The organism is Microcoleus sp. K1-B1 (assembly GCF_036704705.1).
In the GTDB taxonomy this organism is placed as follows: domain Bacteria; phylum Cyanobacteriota; class Cyanobacteriia; order Cyanobacteriales; family Microcoleaceae; genus Microcoleus.
The window spans coordinates 1-25,136 of the sequence record NZ_JAUBSH010000099.1; the positions used below are offsets into that span (position 1 = coordinate 1).

16 protein-coding genes and 1 tRNA gene are annotated in these 25,136 nt (G+C 45.2%); 13 read left to right on the forward strand and 4 right to left on the reverse strand.

Annotated features, from left to right (window positions below; all coding sequences use genetic code 11):
* The first annotated feature begins 124 nt into the window (after positions 1–124).
* The 8 genes from QUA83_RS25220 (at position 125) to cheB (ending at position 13,396) form a co-directional block, all read left to right on the forward strand.
* Entirely contained in the window at positions 125–1,891 is a 1,767-nt protein-coding gene (locus QUA83_RS25220; protein WP_333296655.1) for a R3H domain-containing nucleic acid-binding protein, read from the forward strand.
* 389 nt (positions 1,892–2,280) lie between these two features.
* On the forward strand, positions 2,281–3,957 hold the full coding sequence (locus tag QUA83_RS25225; RefSeq protein WP_333296656.1) for a CheR family methyltransferase: 1,677 nt from the start codon (positions 2,281–2,283) through the stop codon (positions 3,955–3,957).
* A gap of 3 nt (positions 3,958–3,960) precedes the next feature.
* On the forward strand, positions 3,961–5,091 hold the full coding sequence (locus QUA83_RS25230) for a chemotaxis protein CheW (protein ID WP_333296658.1): 1,131 nt from the start codon (positions 3,961–3,963) through the stop codon (positions 5,089–5,091).
* Positions 5,092–5,494: 403 nt separating this feature from the next.
* The gene (locus QUA83_RS25235) at positions 5,495–6,955 is read left to right on the forward strand and encodes a methyl-accepting chemotaxis protein (protein ID WP_333296659.1); all 1,461 of its coding nucleotides are present in this window, start codon (positions 5,495–5,497) and stop codon (positions 6,953–6,955) included.
* Between the two features lie 335 nt (positions 6,956–7,290).
* On the forward strand, positions 7,291–7,500 hold the full coding sequence (locus QUA83_RS25240; protein WP_333296661.1) for a hypothetical protein: 210 nt from the start codon (positions 7,291–7,293) through the stop codon (positions 7,498–7,500).
* 45 nt (positions 7,501–7,545) lie between these two features.
* Positions 7,546–9,429: a methyl-accepting chemotaxis protein gene (locus QUA83_RS25245; RefSeq protein ID WP_333296662.1), complete on the forward strand. Its 1,884-nt coding sequence runs from the start codon at positions 7,546–7,548 to the stop codon at positions 9,427–9,429.
* A 119-nt stretch (positions 9,430–9,548) separates the two neighbouring features.
* The gene (locus tag QUA83_RS25250) at positions 9,549–12,044 is read left to right on the forward strand and encodes a hybrid sensor histidine kinase/response regulator (RefSeq protein WP_333296670.1); all 2,496 of its coding nucleotides are present in this window, start codon (positions 9,549–9,551) and stop codon (positions 12,042–12,044) included.
* A gap of 266 nt (positions 12,045–12,310) precedes the next feature.
* Positions 12,311–13,396, forward strand: a complete 1,086-nt coding sequence (gene cheB, locus QUA83_RS25255) for a chemotaxis-specific protein-glutamate methyltransferase CheB (protein ID WP_333296663.1) — start codon at positions 12,311–12,313, stop codon at positions 13,394–13,396.
* Positions 13,397–13,544: 148 nt separating this feature from the next.
* Here the strand turns inward: cheB and QUA83_RS25260 are convergent, their stop codons facing one another.
* Positions 13,545–13,931, reverse strand: a complete 387-nt coding sequence (locus tag QUA83_RS25260) for a response regulator (RefSeq protein ID WP_015175702.1) — start codon at positions 13,929–13,931, stop codon at positions 13,545–13,547.
* A gap of 741 nt (positions 13,932–14,672) precedes the next feature.
* Here QUA83_RS25260 and QUA83_RS25265 point away from each other — a divergent pair.
* Positions 14,673–17,480, forward strand: a complete 2,808-nt coding sequence (locus QUA83_RS25265) for a GAF domain-containing protein (protein ID WP_333296664.1) — start codon at positions 14,673–14,675, stop codon at positions 17,478–17,480.
* 101 nt (positions 17,481–17,581) lie between these two features.
* A tRNA-Gln gene (locus QUA83_RS25270) sits at positions 17,582–17,653 on the forward strand.
* Between the two features lie 462 nt (positions 17,654–18,115).
* On the opposite strand, the gene QUA83_RS25275 is transcribed toward QUA83_RS25270, so the two are convergent.
* A complete protein-coding gene (locus QUA83_RS25275; protein WP_333296666.1) occupies positions 18,116–19,393 on the reverse strand; it encodes a serine hydrolase in 1,278 nt (425 codons plus the stop codon).
* Positions 19,394–19,572: 179 nt separating this feature from the next.
* On the opposite strand from QUA83_RS25275, the gene QUA83_RS25280 reads away from it, so the two are divergent.
* Positions 19,573–20,679 carry an N-acetylmuramoyl-L-alanine amidase-like domain-containing protein gene (locus QUA83_RS25280; RefSeq protein ID WP_333296667.1) on the forward strand — a complete coding sequence of 369 codons (1,107 nt, stop codon included), beginning with the start codon at positions 19,573–19,575 and terminating at the stop codon, positions 20,677–20,679.
* 332 nt (positions 20,680–21,011) lie between these two features.
* On the opposite strand, the gene QUA83_RS25285 is transcribed toward QUA83_RS25280, so the two are convergent.
* Both QUA83_RS25285 and QUA83_RS25290 read right to left on the reverse strand, forming a co-directional pair.
* Entirely contained in the window at positions 21,012–22,433 is a 1,422-nt protein-coding gene (locus QUA83_RS25285; protein ID WP_445301812.1) for a D-alanyl-D-alanine carboxypeptidase, read from the reverse strand.
* Positions 22,434–22,984: 551 nt separating this feature from the next.
* Positions 22,985–23,320, reverse strand: a complete 336-nt coding sequence (locus QUA83_RS25290) for a ribbon-helix-helix domain-containing protein (RefSeq protein WP_039886507.1) — start codon at positions 23,318–23,320, stop codon at positions 22,985–22,987.
* Positions 23,321–23,895: 575 nt separating this feature from the next.
* On the opposite strand from QUA83_RS25290, the gene QUA83_RS25295 reads away from it, so the two are divergent.
* Positions 23,896–24,411, forward strand: coding sequence for an HNH endonuclease (locus QUA83_RS25295; RefSeq protein WP_190660760.1), 516 nt, complete (start codon positions 23,896–23,898; stop codon positions 24,409–24,411).
* Between the two features lie 150 nt (positions 24,412–24,561).
* The gene (locus tag QUA83_RS25300; RefSeq protein WP_333296669.1) at positions 24,562–24,960 is read left to right on the forward strand and encodes an alr0857 family protein; all 399 of its coding nucleotides are present in this window, start codon (positions 24,562–24,564) and stop codon (positions 24,958–24,960) included.
* The last annotated feature ends 176 nt before the right edge of the window (positions 24,961–25,136 follow it).

Genomic DNA, 25,136 nt, shown 5'->3' on the forward strand with positions numbered 1-25,136 from the left:
AACAAATAACAAATAACAAATAACAAATAACAAATAACAAATAACAAATAACAAATAACAAATAACAAATAACAACTGACAACTGACTAAAAAGTTGAAAAAGTCACCGAACACATCGAGGCGAATGCAGATTACAGACGACCTCAACAGATTATTAGACATCGTGCCAGATGAGATCCGGCAGCCCTTAGAGCAGCACCCGCAGCGCAACAATCTCATTGAGATTGTCATGGATTTGGGCCGCCGACCAGAAGCTCGTTTTCCATCCTTGGCCGAACATCTTTCCCAAACTCCGATTTCCAAGGCAGACCTCAACTATTGCATCGAGCGAGTCGGCCACTTCGGCGGCGACAACCGAGCCGGTATCGAGCAAACCCTGCACCGAATTAGCGCCCTTCGCAACCGCAGCGGCGAGATTATCGGCTTGACTTTGAGGGTGGGCCGCGCTGTGTTCGGGACGATCGGCATTATCCGCGATTTGGTGGAAACCGGTCAGTCAATTTTGATGCTCGGCCGCCCCGGAGTCGGCAAAACCACGGCCCTGCGGGAAATTGCCCGCGTGCTCGCCGATGACTTGGAAAAACGGGTGGTAATCATCGACACCTCCAACGAAATTGCCGGAGATGGAGATATTCCCCACCCAGCGATCGGTAGAGCTCGCAGAATGCAAGTTTCCCGTCCCGAACTCCAGCACCAAGTCATGATCGAAGCAGTGGAAAACCATATGCCGCAAGTGATCGTGATTGACGAAATCGGCACGGAACTCGAAGCTTTGGCAGCTCGGACGATCGCCGAAAGGGGCGTGCAGTTGGTCGGTACCGCCCACGGGAACCGGATCGAAAACTTGATGAAAAACCCGACTCTGGCAGATTTAATTGGGGGCATCCAAGCGGTGACGCTGGGAGATGACGAAGCAAGACGGCGCGGTTCTCAAAAGACGGTTTTGGAGCGCAAAGCACCGCCAACTTTTGAAATTGCCATCGAAATGCTGGAACGCCAGCGCTGGGTAATCCACGAGCGAGTTGCAGATTCGATCGACACTCTGCTGCGGGGACGCGAACCGAGCCAGCAAATCAGAAGCGTCAGCGAGAGTGGAGAAATAATTATCGAGCGCGAGTCAGCAGCTCCCCCCGCCCGCTTTCCGGGGATGGCAGCTTCCAGCGGCCCGGCTGCTGTATCGGCAATCCGGCCCGTCACACCGATCTCTGGGTGGCGGAGTGCTGGCAAAATGGTGCCGATGCCCGCTCAAGGCGAGAACTTCGCTGCTAAAAGCGCGCCGGTTTCTGAGACTCGGTATTTCGAGCAACTGCTCGAAGAATCCCTGTCCGTCGAACCGGTACCCAAGGCCGGACGCTATTCCCATAATGTCGGCCCTAACGGCGAAGATTTGCCCCTCCACGTTTATCCTTACGGCATACCTCGCCACCAGCTCGAACAGGTGATTTCGACGCTGAACCTGCCGGTGCTGCTGACGAAGGATATTGAGAGTGCTGACGTGGTTGTGGCTTTGCGATCGAACGTTCGGAACCAGTCGAAATTGAGGCACTTGGCCAAAACTCGCCAAGTTCCCGTGCACACAATTAAGGCCGCCACTATTCCCCACGTAGCCAGAGCTTTGCGGCGCCTGTTGGACATGGATGACCCAGGTACCCCGGAAGTGGCAGACCTCGCCTTATTCGCCCGCAGCGGTTCTTCTGACGAGCTCGAAGCTCTGGAAGAAACGCGCTTAGCAGTCGAGCAAATTGTCATTCCGAAGGGACAGCCTGTGGAACTCCTGCCCCGTTCTCCCAACGTCCGCAAAATGCAGCACGAACTTGTGGAACACTATCACCTGAAATCCCACAGTTTTGGGGAAGAACCTAATCGCCGCCTGCGGATATATCCAGCTTAAAGTGGGAGATTAGTGCCTTTGAAGGCAGAAGGTGGAAGGCAGAAGGGATAATTTTTTCCTGGCTTCTGTCTTTTACCTTTTGCCTTTTTCCTTTAAGTAGCTGACAAGTTTCTGATATGATGTGCTGTGACACTGTTCTTGTTCAGGCGATCGGCTAAATTCCCAATTTCTAATTGCAAATTCCCCAATTCCCAATTCCCAATACTTCTACTACACGAGCTTACAAGTTCCCCAATTCCCAATAGTTCAGCTACGCACTTCCCTTCGGCTCCCTGCGGCTTTGCGAACCGACGAGCCGCAGGCTAGCAGCTATGCTCAGCACAAACTCAGCACCAGCTCAGTAAAAGTTGCCACTTCCCAAATTATTAAATTAATCTACCTAAGTTGACATGAATGATTCCATAATTCAGCTATTTATCAACTTAATTACTACGGAGATGGGTGTGCGAATTCGGTCCCAAGATCGACCGGGTTTGTCTCATAAAATCATGATTCGGATGAGAGAAAAAAAAATTACAGAACCAGAAAAATATTATAAACTTTTAACCGCCAAAACTTTTGAAAGTAAAAATGAATGGGCGAAGTTAGTATTGCTATTAACAACAACTGAAAGTTATTTTATGCGAGATAAAGGACAGTTTGCTCTGTTAAAAAGAGTAATTTTTCCTGAATTGATAGAGCAGAAAAGAAACTTGCACAAGACCTTGGGAATGCAGCCGACATTGCGAATCTGGAGTGCGGGCTGCTCCACCGGTGAAGAACCTTATTCTTTAGCTATTGTTTTAAAAGAATTGATTCCCGATTGGGAGCAATGGAAAATATTAATTTTAGGTACAGACATCAATGAAAAAGTAATCAAAAAAGCGCCCCAGGGAGTTTACAGTCAGTGGTCATTTCGCTTGGTTGAACCGCAGATACAAAAGCAGTATTTTCATCAGAGGCAAAATGATTGGGAAATTAATCTAGAATTGCGCGAAAGTGTCAACTTTAGTTGTGTAAATTTAATTACAGATGACTTTCCTAATATTTACCAAAATCTTTATAACATAGACTTAATTTTGTGTAGAAACGTTTTTGTGTATTTTGAACATAAGTATATTTCACTGGTACTGAAAAAATTTTCCAATACCCTGAGACCAGGAGGATATTTAATGACCGGTCACGCTGAAGTTTACGGTCAAATTATGAACGAGTTTGAACCCAAGATTTTCCCGGAGTCGGTGGTGTATCAGCGTCGGGATGCTGTAGCGGAGGAAGGCTGTCAAATAGAGTCTAGGGTTGCGACGCTAGAAGAAGCCAACTCGGCATTTCGGGAATTCCCGAAAGCAGATAGTATGGGCGATGATAGTGGTGAGTTGCTAACAGGGGAAACTATGCCACCTCGTTTTACTACTAACAGCAATTTTCCAGAGATAGAGATGCCTCCGGTATTAAAAATAAGTAATCCGCTGGGGAATATGCTGCCCTCTAGCTATCTGGAGGACGGCTTGCCGAGCACTGCCGTGTCAGTTACAGAAAAAATACTAGCAGAAAATACTCAAAATAAAACGCCTCAAATGCTAATTTTAGAGGCTAAAAAATATTTTAAAAATAAAGATTATGCTGAGGCTATCAATAAGGCACAAGAGGCAATAGACTTGCAGGGGCATAATTTTGATGCTTATTTTTTAATCGCTCAAGTTCAGGCAAATGCCGGCAATTATTCTCAGGCAATAGAATACTGTAATCGAGCTAGAAAAGTAGAGCCTGGATCAGTATATACTGATTATTTACAAGCTCAAATTGCTGAAGAACAGGGGCAATTGGAAATAGCAAAAAAACTATTAAAGAGGACTATTTATATGTGCCCATCTTTTGTCTCAGCTTATATAGAACTAGGGAATATATACAATAAAGAAGGTCAAGTAAAAAGAGCACTTAAAATGTACAATTCATCTTGTGAAATCCTGAAAGCACTACCGCCCCACACTCCCATAGATTCACAGGGGAAAATGACAGCTAGTCAAGTGCTGATGAATGTTAAAAAAAAATTGTTAAAATTATACAGTAAAGCAACTGTACACTAAAATATGGAAACTAAACCGTATCTTATCTTTGAACAGAACGGTTTTCTCTGCGGTATAGAAGCCTGCTACGTTCGGGAAATTTTCTTTCTGCCGGAGTTGACAGCAATTGCAGAAGCACCTCAAGATATTGTTGGGGCGATCGACCTTCGGGGCGAAATTCTGCCCGTAATGGATCTGAATCTTCGTTTTGGATACGTTTGGCAAGAGTATTCTGTGACAGATAGTACGATCGTCATAGAGTGGCAAGAATCGAAAGTCGGTATAATTGTCAATCAAGTTCGCGAAGTTAAGGAACTCTCAGAAGAGGCCATCACTCTGCAGCTATCTTACGGACGAGAGAATTCAGAAGCCTCTCATTATTTTGTAGCTGGACTTGCCCGCAGCGAAGCCGATATTATCATGCTGCTGAATCTCGATCACTTAATTCGATATTCTCCCGAAAAGTCAGAGGAAAGCTGGCCTGTTTCTGCAAACAATGCAGGTAGTGAAGCAGCAGCAGGTGAGGCAGAGACGGAAAATTTACCCGGGCAAATAAGTTCAAAATTGTTAGGTAAAAATCCTAAAAATTTGAGCAATCGTCACGTTTTTTGCCCGCAGGCTACACCGGAAGAAAAAGCAATTTTTCAATCGCGCGCTAATCATTTGAGGCGGCGCGGCGAGGGGGAAAATGATGCTGCAATTAATATGTCCCTGGCGGTGCTTGTTTTGAATGGCGAATACTTTGGTATTCATTTAGATCTAGTCCGCGAATTTACGGATATTAGCCAAGTAACTCCAGTTCCTTGCACTCCCGATCGCATAGTGGGAAATATAAATTTACGGGGAGAAATTGTGACGCTAATTGATATTCGCAGTGTTTTAAATATGTCTTTAAATATGTCGGAGACTGCAAATTATCTCTCTAAGGCGATCGTTGTTGAAGTGGCGGATTTGGTCGCTGGTATAGTTGTTGACGAAATATTAGATATTATATACTTAAATGTGTCGGAAATTGCGGCTGTTCCGGCAGCACTGCACTCTGCCAACCGCGAATATCTACGGGGGACAGCTATTTACGGGGAAAAAATGATGGCTATTCTGAACTTGCAAAAACTGCTGACAAAAGGAGGAGTAGTTGTTGATGAAGAGGTTTGAATCAAGAACAGGACTTACGCAAAGCCTATGTGCCATGAGTCCAGTGAAGCATCTGGCTTGATACTTCATTTCCTTCCCAATCCCGATCCAACGCAGAGATCAGAACTGGTAACGAGCAAGACGTAGCATGAGAGAATTATCTTGAAATGCGTCCAGGACTAAAGAAGTTATACCACAATACGGTTAAGTTAAGCTCGATCTCCCTGACGCCCCCCTTCTCAATGGGGGGAGAAGCAAGAACTTACTCAAAGTTCTCGCAACGATGCGGGGGATGCGAGGGGGACTCTGAGGAATAAATAGTTTTAACCAAACCGTATTAACTTATACCAAATCAGCTTTTCAAGCGAGATTTGACTAAGCAACCTAATTCGTGTATACACGTGCTTAAATTAAGGAGAAAAATATGTTTTCTAAGTTAATAAAATTAAATATTAGAAATAGAATGCTGCTGGCTTATGTAGCGCCCGCAACTATATACTTGGGTTTTCCCGTGCTAGTTTATACAACTACTAATCAGGTGTTGAATAATTTTGCCGAAGTAGAAAGGATCGAAAATGTAATCAGACACACAAATGATATGTCGGCAGGTGCTGAACAAATGGTACGGGGGATGCGCGGGTATTTAATTAATAAAAATCCGCAGTTTTTAAATGATTTTAAGACAGGTGGAGAATTAGTTCGTGAGTCGGGGAATACTGCGGAGTTGAAGATGGCAAATCCGGAACAGAGAATGCGCTTAGAGAAAATGCTAGAACTCTGCAACGAATATTATGACGGTTCTAGCGAAATAGTTGCTTTATTACAAAAAAATAATAGAACCGCAGCCTTAGCTCTCTTTAACAGCGGAAAACAGACCCAATTTGTGGATGAATTTGTGGAAATAAATAAGCAATTTCGCGAAATAGAAGTAAAAGCGATTAAGCAAGCTACAGAAAAAACGAAGCAATCTTTAGTTTTCTTGATCTCGGCATTGGTATTTGGTTCCGTGTTTTTATTGGTGTTAGGTGCGGTTATAGCTTGGCTGATTTCTTCAGGAATTGCCCAAACTATCGATCGCGCAATTAGCTCGATCGCCGCTTCTTCCACTGAGATTGCAGCCACCGTGGAAGAACAGGAACGCATGGCAAGTCAGCAAGCAGCTTCCGTAAATCAAACTACTACTACAATGGACGAATTGGGAGCCTCTTCCAGGGCCACATCACAGCAGATAGAGACAGCGGTGGTTCAAGCAATGCAAGCTTTGAATTTAGCTGGAGGTGGCACAAAAGCTGTAGAACAAACTTTAGAAGCAATGGCAACTCTGAAAACTAAAGTTCAGGATATCCAAGGACAAATTATAGAGTTGAGCGAACAAACAGATCACATTGGTAATATCTCAACTGTAGTTAGCGATTTGGCTAATCAAACTAATATGTTAGCACTCAACGCTGCTGTTGAAGCAGTGCGGGCGGGAGAACACGGCAAGGGGTTTGGCGTGGTGGCGTCAGAAATTCGCAAACTTGCCGATCGCAGTAAAAAGTCAGGATCACAAATTAATCTATTAGTTGCTGATATTCAAAAGGCGATTAACTCAACAGTAATGGTGACAGACGAAGGAACTAAAACAGTGGAATCGGGCGTGAATATTGCCTCAGAAACCGCCGCGGCATTTGCAGGAGTTGCCAATGCCATTAACAATGTGGTTTTGAGTTCTCAGCAAATTTCCCTGAATGCCAAACAGCAATCGATCGCGATCGAACAGGTAGTGCAAGCTATGAACTCTCTCAATCAAGCCGCAGCCCAAACCGCTTGCGGTATCAGTCAAACTAAAGTCGGTACTCAAAAATTGAATGAAGCAGCCTTAGATTTGAAAGCAGTTTTGTAGGAAATCGATTAATTATGAGTAGTTCCCCAAAAATGCCCAATATATCGGGAGCATCTCAATGAAAGCAGCCAAGCTACAAATTGGAGTTTTGAGGCAGGAGGCAGGAGGCAGAAGGAAAGAGGAAGAAGGAAGAAGGAAGAAGCCAGAAGAAGTGTTTTTACAAATATGAGATGCTCCCAATATATCCTTAAGAATTAAAGCAATTACTTTGGCGATCGAGTTCCCTCCAATTCCAGCGATATTAACGGGAGTAATAACTTGTTTCTGGGCAAATCAGAACCTAATCTCAAATCTGCAGTGTAGTTAGTTGTGAGTTGTGAGTTATTATTTGGGAGTTGTTATTTTTTCTTTACTACCAAATCCCAATTCCCTATACTTCGGCTACGCGGGAGCATCTCAATGAAAGCAGCCAAGCTAGAAATTGGAGCCAGCAGCCAGCAGCCAGCAGCCAGCAGCCAGAAGGAAGAAGCCAGAAGAAGTGTTTTTACAAATATGAGATGCTCCAGGCTACGCGAGCATACAATTTTCCAATTCCCTATACTTAGACTATGCGAGCGTACAAGTTACCAGTAACCGATTCCCAGTAACCAATGATTAACAAATTTTTCCAAAAAATGCAGCACCGACTGTTGCTACTTCTAATTTTAAGTACCTTGATTCCAGTATCTATTGTTGGTTGGTATGGAATTTATTCTTCAACAGAAGCACTGCAAAAGTTAGCATTAATAACCCTTAGTGACAGTGTTGATTCTACCGCTAATCAAATGATTAACAAGTTTGACAATCTGAGAGCAGATATTTTGTTTCTCCGCAAAACTCCCCCTGTTCAGGGAATGATTAGAGCAAGGGCAGGAAATGGAGTAGACAAACAAACTAATTCAACTTATAAAGATTGGGTTTATCGAATGCAACTCACATTTTTATCCATGATGGAAGCTAAGCCATATTATATGCAATTGCGTTACATAGATAATAGCGGAAAGGAGATAGTGCGCGTAGATTCTGACGGCACAAACATCCAAGTGATTCCAGACTCTCAACTACAAAATAAAGCAGACACAGATTACTTTTCGGAAACAATGAAGCTAAAACCAGGAGAAGTCTATGTGTCTTCATTAAATCTGAATCAGGAAAGGGGGAAAATAGAAATTCCTTACAAGCCAACAATTCGCTACGCAACTCCAATTTTTGATCCCAAAGGAGAAAGACAAGGCTTTCTCATTGCTAATGCTCTGGGTAGCACTCTCCTCGATATGGTTAAAAATTTCAATCCTGAACTATCAGACCAATCTTTTATCTTAAATCAAGATGGGTATTATCTGGCTCATCCCAATCCTAAAAAAGCATGGGGATTTGAACTTAAAACTCAGGAAAATGTCAAAAATGATTATTCAGGAGACCTTGTTGCTAAAATACTCTCAGGTGGTCAGGGAAATATTGATAATAGGGATCTAGTGATTAGCTATAATACAGTTTTTCCCAGCAAACAAAATACCAATAAATTTTTAGTGATAGTGGATAGTTCACCCAAAAAATTGCTATTTTATTCGATCGATTCGCTTCAAAAAATAGCCGCGCTGATTGCTATTGTTTCGCTGGCTGTGGTGCTGGGATTTGGCTGGTTTTTCCTGCAACAGATTGTGGCTCTCATTCGGGGGCTGATTTACCAAATTTCGTCATTCTCAATGCAAATAGAATCTAATATGAATAGGCAAGAACAAATAGCAGATAGGCAATTTGTTTCGGTCAATCAAACAACTATAACTCTAGAAAATTTGGGCCGATCTTCTCAGCAAACAGCGGAGCAAGCTGAGTCTGTTGCCATTGCCGCTCGCCAAGCTTTAAATCTAGCCGAAGAAGGTACTAAAAAGGTAGATCAAACTCTCAATCAAATGCTGAATCTTAGAGAAGCTGTGGTGGCAATTTCTAAGCAAAATCATCGACTAGACGACAGCACGAGTCAGATTGGCAATATATCGACTCTCGCAAGTTTGGTTAGCGATTTAGCCAGCCAAACTAATATGCTGGCTCTCAACGCCGCTGTTGAAGCAGTCAGAGCCGGTGAGTACGGTAAAGGTTTTGCGGTGGTAGCAAGCGAAATTCGTAAGTTAGCAGATGAAAGCCAACAAGCAGCACAAAAGATTAATGGTATTGTTCCAGAAATTAAGGGCGCGATCGACTCAACGGTGAAAGCAACTGAAGATAGTCGCAAAACGGTTGCAGAAGGGGTGAAAACAGCACAAGATACGGCTGAAGCTTTTACGGGTGTGAGGGAAGCTTGCAATCTGGTTTTTGCTAGCAACCAGCAAATTTCATTTAATGTTAAACAACAGGCGATCGCGATTCAGCAAGTAGGTGATGCCATGAGTTCTATGAAGGAATCAGCCTCTCAAACAGTCAGCGGCATTACTCAAGTTAAAATCGGTACTCAACAACTCATAGAAGCTGCATTTAATCTTAAAGAAGTAGTGTAGTCATTAGTCATTAGTCATTAGTCATTAGTCATTAGCAATCGACTGAGTATTCAACATAATTATCATTACCAATTACCCACGATCCCTGCTCAATTACCTATTACTCAACAACATATATGATGATTGAAGATCAAGAACTTCGAGATGTATTTAAAGTCGCTAGTCAAGAACACTTACAGAAACTAGACGACGGATTGCTGTACTTAGAACAACATCCGAGCGACTTAGCTAAGTTAGAACAATTGTTGCGGGAAACCCATTCTCTTAAAGGTGATGCTGGGATGCTAGGCGTAAAAAATGTAGCATCTTTAGCTCATCAAATGGAGCATATTTTGGGAGCTGTCAAGCGGGGAGAAACTCAACTGAATTCCGAAATTAGCGATCGACTTTCGCAAGGTTTAGACGCCATGCGAAAACTCGTTAACGAAGCCGTTACCGGCGAAGATTCCGGCGTTAATACTTTTTACATCCTCGCTAGCATGATGGGTGCTTCTAGTGAGCCACAGCCACAGGCAGCAGCCTCAATAGTAGATTCCTCATCTTCACAAGTACCAGAACAACCGTTGGTAGAACTGCAATTGACTGAGCCTGCTACCCAAGAAGTAGAAACAAATGTTGAAACTTCTGAAGTCCTTAACTTAGAGAAAAATTCCTCTTTTTTACCCCTACAATCAAAGCCAGAAGTTCTACTGCAATCTCAAAACTTGCCTGCACCTTCTGGGCCCGCCACTGAGTCGGCTTCGCAGTCGGCAGTTACTGCATCCTCAACCTCATCTTACCGCATTGAAACCATTCGCGTTGCTACTCAAAATTTAGATGATTTAATGACTCAAGCAGGGGAACTTACTGTCACAAAAACTCGGCTAGGACACCGAGTTGCAGAGATAGAACAAATTACAACTTTGTGGGAAGAGTGGAGCCGAGAATATTTTGTCACGAGCTTGAATGTTGATCGGATGCAAATAGATGAAAACGGTATTAAAGCCAACGGTAAATTTAGCCAATTGCAGGATTACTATCAACGTACAGAAGAACGTTTAGAACGTCTCGGAACTTTAGTCAACCGCTTGAGAAATCGAGTTTATGAAGATACTGCCCGACTCGAATTAATCGCTGAGGCACTAGAATCAGGAATTCGCACTCTGAGATTGCTGCCTTTGTCTACTATTTTTAATTTATTTCCTCGAACTGTTCGAGACTTAGCAAAACGGGAAGGTAAAGAAGTGGCCTTAGTGATTGAAGGAGGCGAAACTACAGCAGACAAACGCATTTTAGAGGAAATGAAAGACCCTTTAATGCACATGATTAGAAATGCGATCGACCACGGGATTGAAACTGTTGAGGATCGGAAAAAGCTAGGTAAACCTCCCGTGGCTACTCTCCGAATAAAAGGCTATAATATGGCTAGCAATATTATTATTGAAGTTGCTGATGATGGCCGGGGACTAAATCTAGAGAGCATTAAACAAACTGCTGTAAAACGTAATATTTGTACCCTTGAACAACTGGCAGAAATGACGGAAACTCAAGTACAATCTTTAATTTTTACTCCGGGTTTTTCAACCAAAAAATTTGTTACCGAAGTATCGGGGCGCGGGGTGGGTTTAGATGTTGTTCGCACTAATGTTGAAGCCCTAAAAGGTAGTATTCAAGTAGAGTCTTTACCTGGAAAAGGATGCACTTTGAGGCTGCAAATCAGTACGTCTTTAGCTACAGCAAATGTATTGATTGTCATAGTTGAAGACATTCCTTATGCTCTGCCAGTCGAGTTTGTAGACACGGCACAACAGGTGTCTCAGTCTGAGATATTTGCTATAGAAGGTAAGGAAACTATACTTTCAAATGGTCAGCCTCTGTCAGTTGCTCATCTGGCAGATATCCTAGAATTAAACAATAGAAAATGGTGGCAAAAAAATCGGTATTTGAGACAGGAAACCGGGAGCGAGATGGTGAAGAAAAATCAAAATTACTTCCGAAATTCAACTTCTTCAAAAATCCCTTGTATTGTTTTAAAAGTTGGGGAGGAAAGATTGGGATTATTTGTAGATGCTTTGATAGACGAACAGGATGTGGTGATGAAACCTCAAAGTCAATTGCTGAAACGGGTGCGAAATGTTTCTGGTGCCACAATTCTCGGTACTGGGGAAGTTTGTATGGTACTCAATCCCCACGATTTGATAAAATCTGTACGCCAGCAAGTTTCGTCCCGTGGGGTTGGGAGTGCGCGATCGCAACTTGAGACTGCCAGCAGAAAACAAGTTATACTATTAGCAGAAGACTCGATCGCCACGCGCACTCAAGAAAAACGCATCCTGGAAGGTGCGGGTTACGAAGTTGTGACCGCGGTAGACGGATTGGATGCTTTCCATAAATTGAAAACTCGCGATTTTGATGCTGTGATTTCTGACATACAAATGCCAAATTTAGACGGTTTGGCCCTGACTATTAAGATTCGGGCGCAAAAAGAATACAGTGAGTTGCCGATAATTTTAGTGACATCTTTGGCATCGGATGAAGATAAAAAAAGAGGGGCTGATGCGGGGGCGAATGCTTATATTCCCAAAGGTACTTTCAATCAAGATGTGTTGGTAGAGACACTAAAAAGGTTAGTTTAATCATTAGTCATTACTCCTGGGTTATTAGGCATTTGTTATTTACTACCAATTAGCAAGCCCCAATATCCAGTGCCCAGTGCACAATTACCAGTGCATCGATGCCCAATGCCCAATACTTGGACTACGCGGTTACTGAGCGACTCGTGCTGAGCTTAGCCACTCGCCCTGCGCGGTTTGCCCGCTAAGCTTCGCCGAAGGAAAGTAAGTCGGAGGGCAGCACAAGTGCCGTATTCCCCATTCCCCATTCCCCATTTCCCAGCAAACTGATGTTATCGCCCATTAAACTATTGTTAGTTGAAGATTCTCCCGTAGTTACGCTCGTCCTCAAACGAATTTTTGAGTCCTCGCCAGACATCCAAGTTGTAGGAACCGCTTGCAACGGATTAGAAGGACTAGAATTAATCCCCAAACTTCAGCCCCAAGTAATCTGTACGGATTTGAACATGGTACCAATGAACGGGTTAGAATTTACGGAAGAAGTAATGAAGAAATATCCGCTACCAATTTTAGTAATTAGTGCTTCAGTGCAAGCGAATGATACTCAGAATGTATTTCAACTGTTAAAGGCTGGTGCATTGGATGTTTTTCCTAAACCGATTGGCGGGTTGGTATCTGATTACGCTCGCCTCGCCAATCAATTAATAGCTAAAGTTAAAATCCTCTCAGGAGTTAAAGTATTTACACGGCATCAAAAAAAGATGCCAACAGAATATAATAATCCGATTGTGAAAATCAACCAAGCACCCGTTCCTAATTACAAATTCTCCCATGAAAATGTTAAATCTCCAACTATTAAAGTCTTGGCTATAGGGGCTTCGACAGGCGGGCCGCAAGCACTGTACGCGATTATTTCTAAACTCCCGGCTAGTTTTCCCGTGCCTATAATTTGTGTCCAGCACATCAGTGAAGGTTTTTTGCAAGGATTAGTTGATTGGCTGGGTAATGAATCGAAACTGCCTGTTAAGATAGCTTCTTTTGGGGAATTGCCACAAGCAGGGACTGTTTATTTTCCGCCAGAAAAACGTCATTTAGAATTGGACTCTCAAGGGAGATTTGTTTATTCAGAAGCTGCTCATGCTGCGGGACACTGCCCTTCTGTAACGGTGACATTTAAGTCGGTAGCTAATTTTTATAGTCGGGCAGCAGCGGGGGTTTTGCTGACAGGGATGGGTAGAGATGGTGCTGACGGAATGTTGGCTATCGCCAGACAAGGGGGGTTGACAATCGCCCAAGACGAAGCTAGCTGCATTGTCTTCGGAATGCCCAAGGAGGCGATCGCCCTCGGTGCCGCCCAATATGTTCTACCTGTCAGTGCGATCGCTCCCCTACTCCTGGCCAAATTAAAAATTTAGGACTTACCTCGCAAATAGTGCAGAATGCCCCGCCCGCGGACTTGTTAAAGAAGTCGAGGATCAGAGAGCGCGAGCCCAACTTTTTAGTTCATTCATTACTCAAATTACTTCATTAATTACTCAAAACTGATTTTTTTTCTAAGTCCGATTATTTGATTTTGATAAACTTACCAATTACCTCGCGCAACTTATCAGCATCAAAAGGCTTAGTTAAATACTCTGTTGCTCCCGCCAAACGCCCCTGTACCTTATCAAAGGCTCCATCTCGCGCTGTCAGCATTACGATCGGCAAATTCTGAAACTGAGGCAAGCTCCGCACCGTGCGGCAGAGTTCCAATCCGTCAATACCAGGCATCGAAACATCGAGCAACAAAACCGAAATTTGTTCGTGATAAATCGTTGACAAAGCATCCACTGCATTGTCGGTTACGAGAACTCGAAACTCTTTGCTTAAGGCCTGTTTAACAAGTCCTTGCATCACGACGCTATCATCAACTGCCAAAATAGTTGGTACTTGACTGCTACTTGCAGACATATTCTTCTCCCTGTTTATTTATAGTTCTTGAAAATACCAAACATAATTCCCGCCGTCATTTTTTGAGAGTTGTCTCTGTGCAATAATTGTCAACCCCGTTGGAGCGTTAGTTGAAACTTTAGCCCGGTTTTTTTTACCTCAAACCCGAAAAAAGGGATTGGGAGAGTGGTCGATCGGCAATTACAACAGTTGCAAAATGTGCATCCGGGCCCAGAAACCCTAAAAGGTCGAGTTTGAACAAGTCTTGTTACAAATTTTAACATTTTACCAATCTTTTGTAATTTATCTCCTAACTGTAGTTGAACTCCCGGCTAAGGCACAGCTCGGTAAAGGACACTGGTATTGTGGCACAAACCCCTGATTTAAATCTACCAGCAAGCCAGCTACCCACGATTAGGCAAGTCTGTTAAAATACAATTAAACTGATAAAAAAATTCTAGGTAAGCAATCGTCATATATTTTGCAAAGGTGCTTCCTCCCAACAGAGGCTCTTAGATTAAGAGAGCCGGAGGTATTCAAAAGCATAGTCAACTGGAAGTATAATTTATATAGTCTTAGATCTGGGGTGCTCTAACTCCGATAACTCAAAAGTTTCCCGATCAGTCAAGAGGTTAGTCTGAATTTGGCGCAAGCAGCCTGCGCCGAAGTTGCGCCCACAGTCTCCCATCACATAATTCATAGCTTGTTTTTCTCAAAAGTATTGAGAAGGGCGGTTGCCAGCAACTAGACGGGCAGTTACACATGATGAAAGCACCCTTGCCTCTTGGTAAAAAAGTGTTCAAGCTCCATAACATTGATTTGTATCAGCTTCTTGGCTCTGATCCAGAGGCTTGCTTGGACAGTTTGGTTGGTTTGGCAGCTCATATTAGCCGAACTCCTATTGCTTTCTTGAGCTTGATTGACGGTAATCGCCACTGGTTGAAGTCGCAGTTAGGTATCGATCGAACTTTGGCCCACCGTTACCTGAATTTTTGCGCTCGCGCCCTGGATCAAATTCCCGAAGAGTTCGCCGTTGGCTCAAACTCAAACTCGGAATTTGACCGGGCAATTTCCCTGCAACAACCGCCAGTTGCTCCCGAATTTGCGATCGAACTCCCTATAAATTCCTTTAAAGAACTGCCTGCAGCCATTGTCCGAGACGCTTCCACAGATGTGAGATTTGGCGAGCATCCCCTAACGGTTTTCTACCCCTTCGTGAAATTTTACGTCGGCATCCCAGTCATGACCTCAGAGGGGCAGATGCTGGGAGTGCTATCGGTCATGGACTCAGTACCGAGAGACTTGACAAAAGAAACCATAGAAGGTCTGCAAGCTTTGAGTCGGCAAGTTGCGAGTTTGGTGGAGCTGCGCTGGCAATTAGTCAAAGTCCAGAAACAGTTGCCAGAGGTAGAAGATATCAGCTCCGACAGCCAGCAAATCTCGGAGTTAGTTTCTGGCTCGAACCGATCGAGCTTGCGTGCGCTACATACGCCACAGAGCAGCAGGACAATATACGGAACAAAAAAGCTCCCGACGCTGGGGGAAACAGGCAAATCTCAATATGTCTGGGAAGCTTCAGCGGGCATCGGGCGCGCGGACGATACCCAACAAATCCGAGAAATCGTTGCCGGCTCCGGCGACACATCCGATCGCCAAGTAACGGCAGCGTCCCTACAAGAGCGAGCTCGCTTGGGAACCCTGCAAGCTAAAGTCGGTGCAGCCCTCGGACAAGGCGGGAAAATATCGTTCATCCTCAACCGCTGCACCGAGGCAATGGTAGAGTACCTCGACGCCACAGGGGCGAGCATCTGGACTTTCAACCAGCAGACAGAGCGGTTAGAATTGCAGGCCAATTCAGGACTTAGCAGCCAAGAGTGGGCACGGGAAATAGAAGATTGGGTGCGAACAGAAGCGGGAAACCTCCAAACGGCTCCTGTGTGCATACTGTCGAACCAGTCTCTGTGCACCATTGCCTATCCGCTGATTGTGGAGGAGCGGTTGGTGGGAGTGATGGCTCTGGGCTGTAGCGCTTTGACAAGCGAGGGAGCCCTAGAAGTTCTGGGTTGCATGGCTAACGCCATCGCTGTGGCGATCGATCGCGTTACAGCCCGAGAAGAATTGTTGAGCCGCCGGGAAGGCCTGCTCTTCGGCCTCGCCAGCCAGATGCGGAATTCCCTCGACCTCGACAAAATTTTAGATACGGCTGTCAACGAAATTCGCAGCTTGTTGCAGGTTGACCAGTGCTACTTTTTGTGGTATGCCATCTCGCGAGACGGTCAGCCCAGCTTTGCAATCACCCACGAGGCGGCAAATCCCGAACTGAAAGAGCGGCTCACAGAATACCCGATCGAACAAGTAACCCTGCTGGCCGAGAAAATTGGCCACCGCCAAACGCTCCGGATCGGCGACACTGCAACAGCACTGTGCATCGAACCGCCCACGCGAGCTTTTTTGAGCAGTATCGGGATTGTTTCTAACCTGCTGCTGCCAGTCAAGACTCGCTCCGGTCAAATGGGTGCTGTAGTTTGTAACCATTACAGCAGCCACCGTTCCTGGGCCACGAGCGAAGTGGAATTGCTGCAAGCGGTGGTGGATCAACTGGCGATCGCGATCGACCAAGCCGAACTCTACGCCCAAACCCGGGCGGCAGCCTTAGCCGCCCAAACTCAAGCCCGCCAACTGACGGAAACTTTGCAGCAGTTGCAGCAGAAAGAAGCTCAGCTCATCCAAAACGAAAAAATGTCCTCTCTTGGTCAAATGGTCGCCGGCGTCGCCCACGAAATTAACAATCCGGTTAATTTTATTTACGGCAACTTGACTTATTGCAAGCAGTACATGAAAAATCTGCTGGATTTGCTGCACTTGTATCAAAAGCATTACCCGGAGCCTTGCCCCGAAATTCTCGACAAAAACGAAGAAATCGATGTTGAGTTCATAGTGCCGGATTTGCTGAAAATTCTGTCTTCAATAGAAATGGGAACTGAACGCATCCGCCAAATTGTCCTGTCTCTGCGGAACTTCGCGCGGCACGACGAAGCCGAGATGAAGCCGGTGGACATTCACGAAGGGATTGACAGCACGCTGCTGATTTTGCAGAGCCGCTTGAAGTCAAACGGGCTAGTGCCGGGAATTGAGGTAATTAAAGACTACGGCGACTTGCCGAAGGTAGAGTGCTATCCCGGACAGCTCAACCAAGTATTTATGAATATTTTGGCGAATGCGATCGACTCTTTGGAAAATCAGCCTCCACCTAAGACGATCAAAATCTCGACGGCGGTGGTGGGCCCAGACTCGGAGGCTGATGAGTCAGGAAAGTCGAGGGGTCAAGTTGTGGTGATTCGGATTCAAGACAGCGGGCCCGGATTGCCCGAAAAAGCTAAATGCCACTTGTTTGACCCTTTCTTTACCACTAAACCTGTAGGCAAGGGTACGGGGCTCGGCTTGTCTATCAGCTACCAGATAGTGGTGGAAAAACACGGAGGAAGTTTGAAGTGTATCTCGGAACCTGGACAGGGAGCGGATTTCAGGATTGAAATCCCGGTAGCTCGCCCCCCTGATCTCAAAGAATAAACCTGCGGGCGATCGGTTCCAAAAACATTTTTTAAATTTTCTTGTCAAAATGCTTGACAGATTGCTGTGTTTGAATGCTAAGATAGTGAAGGTTAAGACGTTGGGGCGTCGCCAAGTGGTAAGGCAGCGGGTTTTGGTCCCGCCATTCAGAGGTTCGAATCCTTTCGCCCCAGTTAAATTGTGTCCGGTCAATAAATTGTTGAACTCATCGTTTAGAGTTAGCGCTTAGCAGACGAGAGACAAACGACTTCATTACTACTCACATCTTGCACCATTCTCAAGAACGGGATCTCCGGGCCGTTCCACAAACAAAGAGTAGATTTTCTTGTGGAACAGGCCGGAAAGCCTGTTCCTAAAAGACTAATTGAGAATGGTGCAAGATATAAGTTATATCAATTCCGGTTGCACCGGAATGATAGAGCTTTGGTTGTAGGCAACCAATGGAAACAAGTAATATCACATCCGGTTGCATTGGAAGGATTAAACCGCTGTTGACGCCGAGAAAACAGAGGAAGAGAACAGAGAGACGAATAATTCCGATGCTACCGGATTTGATATCAACCATCCTTCAGTTTTTCAACTAACAGTCAACAGTCAACAGTCAACAGTCAACAGTCAACAGGCACTACTCCATATCACTGCAAAGTGCTGGGGCCACGATCGTTTAGCCGATCGAAAACGTATCGGGAAATTGCCGGAAATGCTGTTTCGTCCTTGGCATAAGCCGGATCGTCTGCGAAAACAACTAAGATATAAATCGCGCGATCGTCTAAAGTTCTAACAAATGCCGCTTCGCTGCGGGATTTGGAAGTATAGCCTACTTTGGAACCAAAATAAATATTAGTTGGTAAAGATTCGCCGAGAAATCCTTTTATCGAATTGCTAGGGTCATTTTTCCATGCCTTGGGGTCTAAGTCTCTAGTCAGCAAGTAAGCCATTTTGCGGCTGGCGACGCTGGAAACGGCTTGTCTAGTATAGATTTCATATATTAATCTGGCGGCTTGGTCGGTAGTTACTTGATTGCGAATCGGCTGAGAAGCATCGCCCCGCAATTGCAAGTCGCGACCGATGGGCCCTTCTTGTCTTAAATAGTATATGGGATAATTTTTGGTGCTTATACGAAGATCATTGTAGCCGGCCGACTGGAAAAATGTGTTAATTTGAGTGCGCTTTTTCAGCCATGTTTGCAACTCTTCTCCTCCCAGCCGTCCGCCGGATTTTGTATCTGTGATTTTGTCTAAAAGCCTGCTGGCAGCATCGTTGTTGGAGACGCGAATCATTTGCTCTAGGTCGTTTTTAAAGGCAGATTCTCTTTGCGTAATGATGCCTTTTTCTAGGGCTGAGTAAAACGCTGCCATCCAAAATAACTTGGCAACGCTAGCGGGAAATCGAAGAGTTTGATTTTGATATCCGGCAAAGGTGTGACTTTGGGAATTGCTGACATCAAATAAGGTAATTGATAGCCGTTCAGCAGGCAGTCCTTTGCTGGTTGCAATCTTCACAGCTTCATCAACAATCCCTTGCAATTCTTGAGAGTAAACTGGATTTGGAGGTGTTTTGATGTTGTAGCTAAAGGTAGGCTCGCTTTGACGATCGGCTAAATTTTCCGATGGTTCAATTGTCGGAGGCGAGAGTGTTTCTTGAGGCGAGACGGCCTGTTGAGGCAAGATGACTGGCGGTTCTGGGGCACGGCGAATTCTGAACGGTATTGTGACAATCCAACCGATCGCGATCGCCCCGGCAATTAAGCACAGGATGTTACGGTATTTTAAGCCAGAAAATTTCGTCCTGACTCGACGACGGGATTGGACAGGAGGCTGGCTGCTTTGGCGTCGTGGCCGGATTGGGCCTAGGGGCTCGATTGGGCGTCGGGCGGGAATTGGGCGTGGGCGGCGTCGGCGTTCTACTTGCATTACAGTTTTGTGCTATCAAACTCGCACGATCAGTTTATAATAGGGCGGCATCTAAATGACAAGTGTATCGATCTAGTCCGCTGTTGCCAATTTTATCGGTCTACTAGGCTGATTGAGACTTCTAGTAATTGTAAAATTTTCAGGATAGCACTGAGTTGAAGCAAAATCCTTTGAAAAACATGAGAAATTTTTGGAGTCTGGCTGTTTTGGGATTTGCGATCGTCGGCGTGAATAATTCTTTGATACCTGATGTTTGGGCATTTCAGTCTCAATCTGCTACGGGATATGTTGTCGATCGACAAACAGCAGGACAGGGCGCGGATCTAGCGTTTTCCTTGACGGGAGAAAGCCAAAATCGGGAAATAACAAACAAGCAAACTGTTTCCAGTTTTCCGAGTATGTTGTGGGACTTCAACAATTTAGCGGAATTTTCCTATTCCGAATTGCTGAAAGTGCTGGCGAGACGATCGGACTCAAATAATACCGAGAGAGAAACCGTTGCACAGCCTGAAGACATAGCACGTTTTGAAAAGGTTGTACAGTATGCAAAACAACAAAATTTGCACGATCGCTCGATCGGAGAAATCGTCCAGGCGATCGCCGATAACTTTCTAGGAAAGCCCTACGCCGCTGGGTTGCTGGACAAATCTGGCGAAGAAAAGTTGCTCGTAACTTTGAATAAATTTGATTGCGTTTTATTTGTAGAAACCGTTTTGGCGATCGCCAGGGGCGTAGCAGTACAAGATTACGACTATCAAAATTTTGTCGATCGCATAGAACAACAGCGGTATTTAAACGGTAAAATTAACGGTTATTGCAGCAGATTGCATTATTTTTCCGAATGGATTAACGCCAATCAAAAACGGCAAACAGTGGAAAATATTACCGCTGAATTAGGCGGAGTACCCATGAATAAAACACTAAATTTCATGAGCCAGCACCGCAGCAGTTACCCGCAAATGGTCAAAGACGAAGCAACTTATCAGTGCATTGTCAGCCAAGAAGCAGACTTAGCCAAAACTACTGTTAATTACATCCCCACAAATCGGATAAAAAGTGTTTATTCTCAGTTAAAACCGGGGGATATTATAGCAGTAGCCACGGAGATTAAAGGATTGGATGTCACCCACACGGGTTTAGTCTACCGCAATGCTGACGGCAATATGGGTTTAATTCACGCTTCGCCTGCTGGGGAGGTGACAGTTGCTTACGACTTGCAGAGATATATTAGGAGAGTCGAAAGTGCGATCGGAATTGTAGTCGCTAGGGCGAAAACACCTGATTAAATTGGTTTGTACTCGTAGGGTGCATCAGCTTGAATTATTTTAGCTGCAAATTCAAAATTTCTGTGCTGACACACCCTACAAACTAAAGAAACCGGGTTTTTGGCCTTCTTTGCGGGTTGCAACCCGTCTTTTTGTAAAAAAACCCGGTTTCTGGGCCCCCATGCGTAACCCTCAAATCCTATCGTTTCCGGTTGCATCGGAATAATAAAATCGAGTAAACAGTTAACACTCAACCATTCAGTTTTTCGACCCGCCCGTCAACAGTCAACAGTCAACAGTCAACAGTCAACAGTCAACAGTCAACAATAATTCCGGTGCAACCGGAATTGATATCAATTGACAATTTCGCTGCGAGATACCTTACTCTTTCTAGCAGGATTTGGCGTTAATTCCGGCGGCGAAACTTGAACACTTCCCCACTCATTCAAAAAGCTTTTTAGCAAAACCTCTTGCTGAGTGCGAAATGTCTCGACATTTGCCCCTCCATTCATAATCACAAACCACACTGTTTCTTGTTTTTCAGTTGGCAGGGCTCCGCCCAAAGCGCTAACATTATCCAACGTCCCAGATTTGACCACTGCTAATTGGGGAAGCGCGCGTTCTGCCAGTATTCCTTGATCTTTCCCAACTACAGTTAAGACATCAGCAACTGTCATGCTGTAAGGTTCAAGATAGCGTTCTAAAGCTAGAAATAACGCACAAGCAGCCCGGGGAGAAATGAGATTTTCTTCGCTCAATCCCGAACCGTTGACGAGTTGAATTTCTGCGGGAGGAACTCCGGTTGCTGCTGCTGCTTTTTGCGCGACTGTTTTGGCGCCACCGACAGTATCAGCTAGCATATCTGCCATGAGATTGTTGCTGTACTGATTCATTTTTTTGATAAGTTCAGCAAGGGGTAAAGAATAATGTTTTACTAAAGGTTGCACGTCATTGGGAGATGCTGGCAAAACTTGTACAGTACCCTCAATTGCTATTTGGGGTTTTGGCGTATTGGGAGGCAGGGTTTGATACTGGGCGGCGGCTTCGCTGGGCCAGATTTGACTGTTCAATCCTTGTTTGAGCAATTCTCCCGATTTGAGGGGATCAAGTTCAAAGTTCATGTAAAACTTATCGACAATTATCAAATTGCCACTGACTCGCTTGATGCCTTTTTGATTTAAGGCGTTACCAAGGGCGATCGCCTCTTCCCAGACAAACAACGGATCGGCGCTTCCCTGAACAATTAAAGATCCTTTTAATACGCCGTTTTCAATTTTTCCAGTTGTACCAATTAAGGTAATAAATTGATGTTCCGGCCCGAATTGTTGCAGTGCTACCAGAGATGTTGCTACTTTGGTAATAGAAGCAGCCGACAGAGGAACAGTACCTTGATGATTGGCTAGCAAAGTATTGCCAGATTGCATCCAGACACCTTGGTTTTCTTTGGCAAAACCTTGGGCTGCCAACTCGTTGAGATATTGCTGGATTTTGGTATTTGTGGGGGTTTCGGGATTGGTAGCAGAGACTATTAAGGGCTGCTGAGGCTGACTTGGTTTAACTGGTGGCGGGGAGGATTCAGCTACAGGAGAGGGATATGCAAGTTGAGGTGATTCAGTAGCGGCGCATCCGGCAATAATTGTGAGAATGGCGATCGAACTCGCAGCAGTCAAGTAACGGTTTTTCAGCATTACGTTAATTTTTTTCATCAAATGTACGATCGTCTGTTCGGCACGCCCGATGGAAAGTTTAACATTAACACGCGCGTTTTGGAGCATCCGCATCTGCGTTAGCAGAATCCGGAACCGCTGGCATTAGCTATCTTCTTCTCCATCTTTCTTCGTGCTCTTGGCGTCTTGGTGGTTCGTTAAATATATATTGTTTAAAGACTGCGGAATTTTATACCAATAGTCCGGACTGTTTTTAGTTCGTAGTCTGGAACCCTCGATTTTTCCTTGGTAGCTCACATCTTGGATCATTCTCAAGAACAGGCTTTCCGGCCTGTTCCACAACAAGTGCAATTTCTTGTGGGATGGGCATCCTGCCCGCCCATAAAAAGCTTATTGAAAAGGGTGCAAGATGTCAGTTGGTAGTTCGATTGCCGCAGATCCTTGAAACCCTGATTTTACGGTTGGTAATCAAAAACTGTTTAAAGTATGGTTATACCAGTTCCCAAAAACAATGCAACTCTAGCTAAGCTCCCAACCCTTATCTTATAAGTCATTCCCAAATCTAAAATCTAAAATCTAAAATCTAAAATAGTATGCTCTTCAGCGCCTGGGGCCTTCACCCCAGGCCGATCGCTCTCACAAATTTTCGATAAACTGGTTTATCCAGCCATACTCCCTATACTCAGCGGCACCATTTCGCCGTGCATTGTCAGGCCTAATAACATCGGCCCGCCCGGTCGAATCAACTCTCCTGTAAGCGCGCAGCGTTCCTCTTGCTGTGCTGTGGCATTAATGCTGGCTCGAATATCCGATCGAGAAAACATCTGCCGATACTCTCCAGACTTCTGCTGCACGTAATTCCAGAGCAAATCTCGAATCAAAGCTTGATAGCCTTGATTGCCCGCGAGTTCTTTAAGTCTCTCTTTGAGCTCTCTTTCGAGTCGAATGCTGGTGACTTCCATTTCGGTGGTTGAGGTTCTAGGTAGGGTATGCATAATTTTTTCTCCGTGACGGGTGGACATATGTGTAATATCAGTGTAGTATGTTTACAGCTAGATTGAAAGCCTCTTAACCACCTTCTGCCGACTTTGAAATTTCTCCCCACCTACTCTACCTATCAACTGAAGTGCGATCGCCCCACGGGTCGCTCAGAGTCGTCACGGCACGCCTTTAGGACGGGTTTTTCGACTGTCGCAGCGACCTCGTGGGCGGGCTTGGGCCTAAATAAACACGGTTATAGTGGATTAGGACAAATTGCAGAAATTAATGACAACGAGGTAGACCGGGACGGTCTGCAAGTGGCACAGCCAGATCGAGAGACGCGAAGCGGGAGGTACAGCTAAACAACTGTACCAAGACAGGATGAAAATTTGCATGAAAGCAGTTTTTCTGGCCCCCGCTTCTAAGTAAGAGAAGCGGGGGCATTTGATTGGATATTTGAGAAATTCGATCGGCTTGGGGAACTGGCAAAAAATCAGATGTAGCCAATGCTGACGAAGCAACCAAAATTCAAAATCGACAATCTAAAATCTAAAATCCAAAATCCAAAATTGATGAGGAGGAGCAAGCCGTGACCGTAGTAACTGATGTATTGAGGCAATCTGTGGTGGTGTTTTCTCAGAATTACCTACCAATGAGCCGTGTCAACATCAAACGGGCGATCGTACTGTTGGTAACAGGCAAGGCTGAACCTCTTGATTTTAGCATTGGCAACGGCTGGCTGGTGCGATCGCCCAGCACCAGCATCCACGTACCCGAACAAATCCGCTTGACTTTTGGTAACAGGGAACGCCTGTGGAAAGTGCCCCCGGTCAATCGCCGGGAAGTTCTGCGCCGCGATGCTCATTCTTGCCAATACTGCGGTAGCAATCGGCATTTGACGCTGGATCACGTCATGCCTCGATCGAAGGGCGGCCCGCATACTTGGGACAACGTGGTGACTGCTTGCGAACGGTGCAACTCTCGTAAGGGCGATCGAACTCCCATAGAAGCTGGAATGTCTCTGCGAACTAAGCCGAAGGCCCCCATACACCCCACTGTTGCTTTTGCCGAACTGTTTTGGCACGAATATCAAATAGGGGAATAGGGCATGGGGCATGGGGCGTCGGACATAGTTACTTGTTAGTGGTTACTTGTTAGTGGTTTTTCTAATAACAAATAACAAGTAACAAATAACAAGTAACAAATAACAAGTAACAAATAACAAATTTTCAATTCCAAATTTAGGGCTGTCAATATGCTGAAGTTGACTTACACTGAAACGGGCTTTAACCTCGAGCGTTTGGCTCAATCTCCCGAACAGTTAGTGGCGCTGCGAGTTGTGCTGGCTATGCGAGTTGGTCAAAGCATCAGCGTCGAACCGAGCACTGCGGCATTTTTGCTGCCCGCGAATTTGCCAGCGCTGTCTCTGTTGGAATCTGAGGCCCGCCGAAACGACAACGATGCGATCGCCCTTTGTGTTGCTGATGCTGACTTTGTAGAAGTGACTCTGCGCGGTACGTGGATTTCTGATGCGTCTGAGGGGGCTGACGGCGTGTTTGCGACTGTTTTGGGCGATCGGGCAGAGCTCTTGCTGCTCAAACTCTGGCTGGAAACTCAGGCTGCTGCGGAGGTTGTCGGGGAAGTCGGCGATTAATATCGGATGTGGAAGGAAGAGGGAAGAAGCAAGAGGGAAGAAGTAAGAAGGAAATATTTTCTTCATATAGCACTCCCCCACTTTTTCCCCTTCTGCCACCAGAAGCGCACTCAATTCCATTCACCTTGCAGCCCAAAAGCAGCCCAATAATAAGGAGATTGGAATTCTGAAAGCTG

Excerpts from the sequence above, each read along its gene's own strand:
- QUA83_RS25300 (WP_333296669.1), top strand. The coding sequence starts at position 24,562 with ATGCTGAAGTTGACTTACACTGAAACGGGCTTTAACCTCGAGCGTTTG.
- QUA83_RS25250 (WP_333296670.1), top strand. The coding sequence starts at position 9,549 with ATGATTGAAGATCAAGAACTTCGAGATGTATTTAAAGTCGCTAGTCAA.
- QUA83_RS25285 (WP_445301812.1), bottom strand. The coding sequence starts at position 22,433 with ATGCTCCAAAACGCGCGTGTTAATGTTAAACTTTCCATCGGGCGTGCC.
- cheB (WP_333296663.1), top strand. The coding sequence starts at position 12,311 with ATGTTATCGCCCATTAAACTATTGTTAGTTGAAGATTCTCCCGTAGTT.
- QUA83_RS25290 (WP_039886507.1), bottom strand. The coding sequence starts at position 23,320 with ATGCATACCCTACCTAGAACCTCAACCACCGAAATGGAAGTCACCAGC.
- QUA83_RS25280 (WP_333296667.1), top strand. The coding sequence starts at position 19,573 with ATGAGAAATTTTTGGAGTCTGGCTGTTTTGGGATTTGCGATCGTCGGC.
- QUA83_RS25220 (WP_333296655.1), top strand. The coding sequence starts at position 125 with ATGCAGATTACAGACGACCTCAACAGATTATTAGACATCGTGCCAGAT.
- QUA83_RS25260 (WP_015175702.1), bottom strand. The coding sequence starts at position 13,931 with ATGTCTGCAAGTAGCAGTCAAGTACCAACTATTTTGGCAGTTGATGAT.
- QUA83_RS25265 (WP_333296664.1), top strand. The coding sequence starts at position 14,673 with ATGATGAAAGCACCCTTGCCTCTTGGTAAAAAAGTGTTCAAGCTCCAT.
- QUA83_RS25235 (WP_333296659.1), top strand. The coding sequence starts at position 5,495 with ATGTTTTCTAAGTTAATAAAATTAAATATTAGAAATAGAATGCTGCTG.
- QUA83_RS25275 (WP_333296666.1), bottom strand. The coding sequence starts at position 19,393 with ATGCAAGTAGAACGCCGACGCCGCCCACGCCCAATTCCCGCCCGACGC.
- QUA83_RS25225 (WP_333296656.1), top strand. The coding sequence starts at position 2,281 with ATGAATGATTCCATAATTCAGCTATTTATCAACTTAATTACTACGGAG.
- QUA83_RS25230 (WP_333296658.1), top strand. The coding sequence starts at position 3,961 with ATGGAAACTAAACCGTATCTTATCTTTGAACAGAACGGTTTTCTCTGC.
- QUA83_RS25245 (WP_333296662.1), top strand. The coding sequence starts at position 7,546 with ATGATTAACAAATTTTTCCAAAAAATGCAGCACCGACTGTTGCTACTT.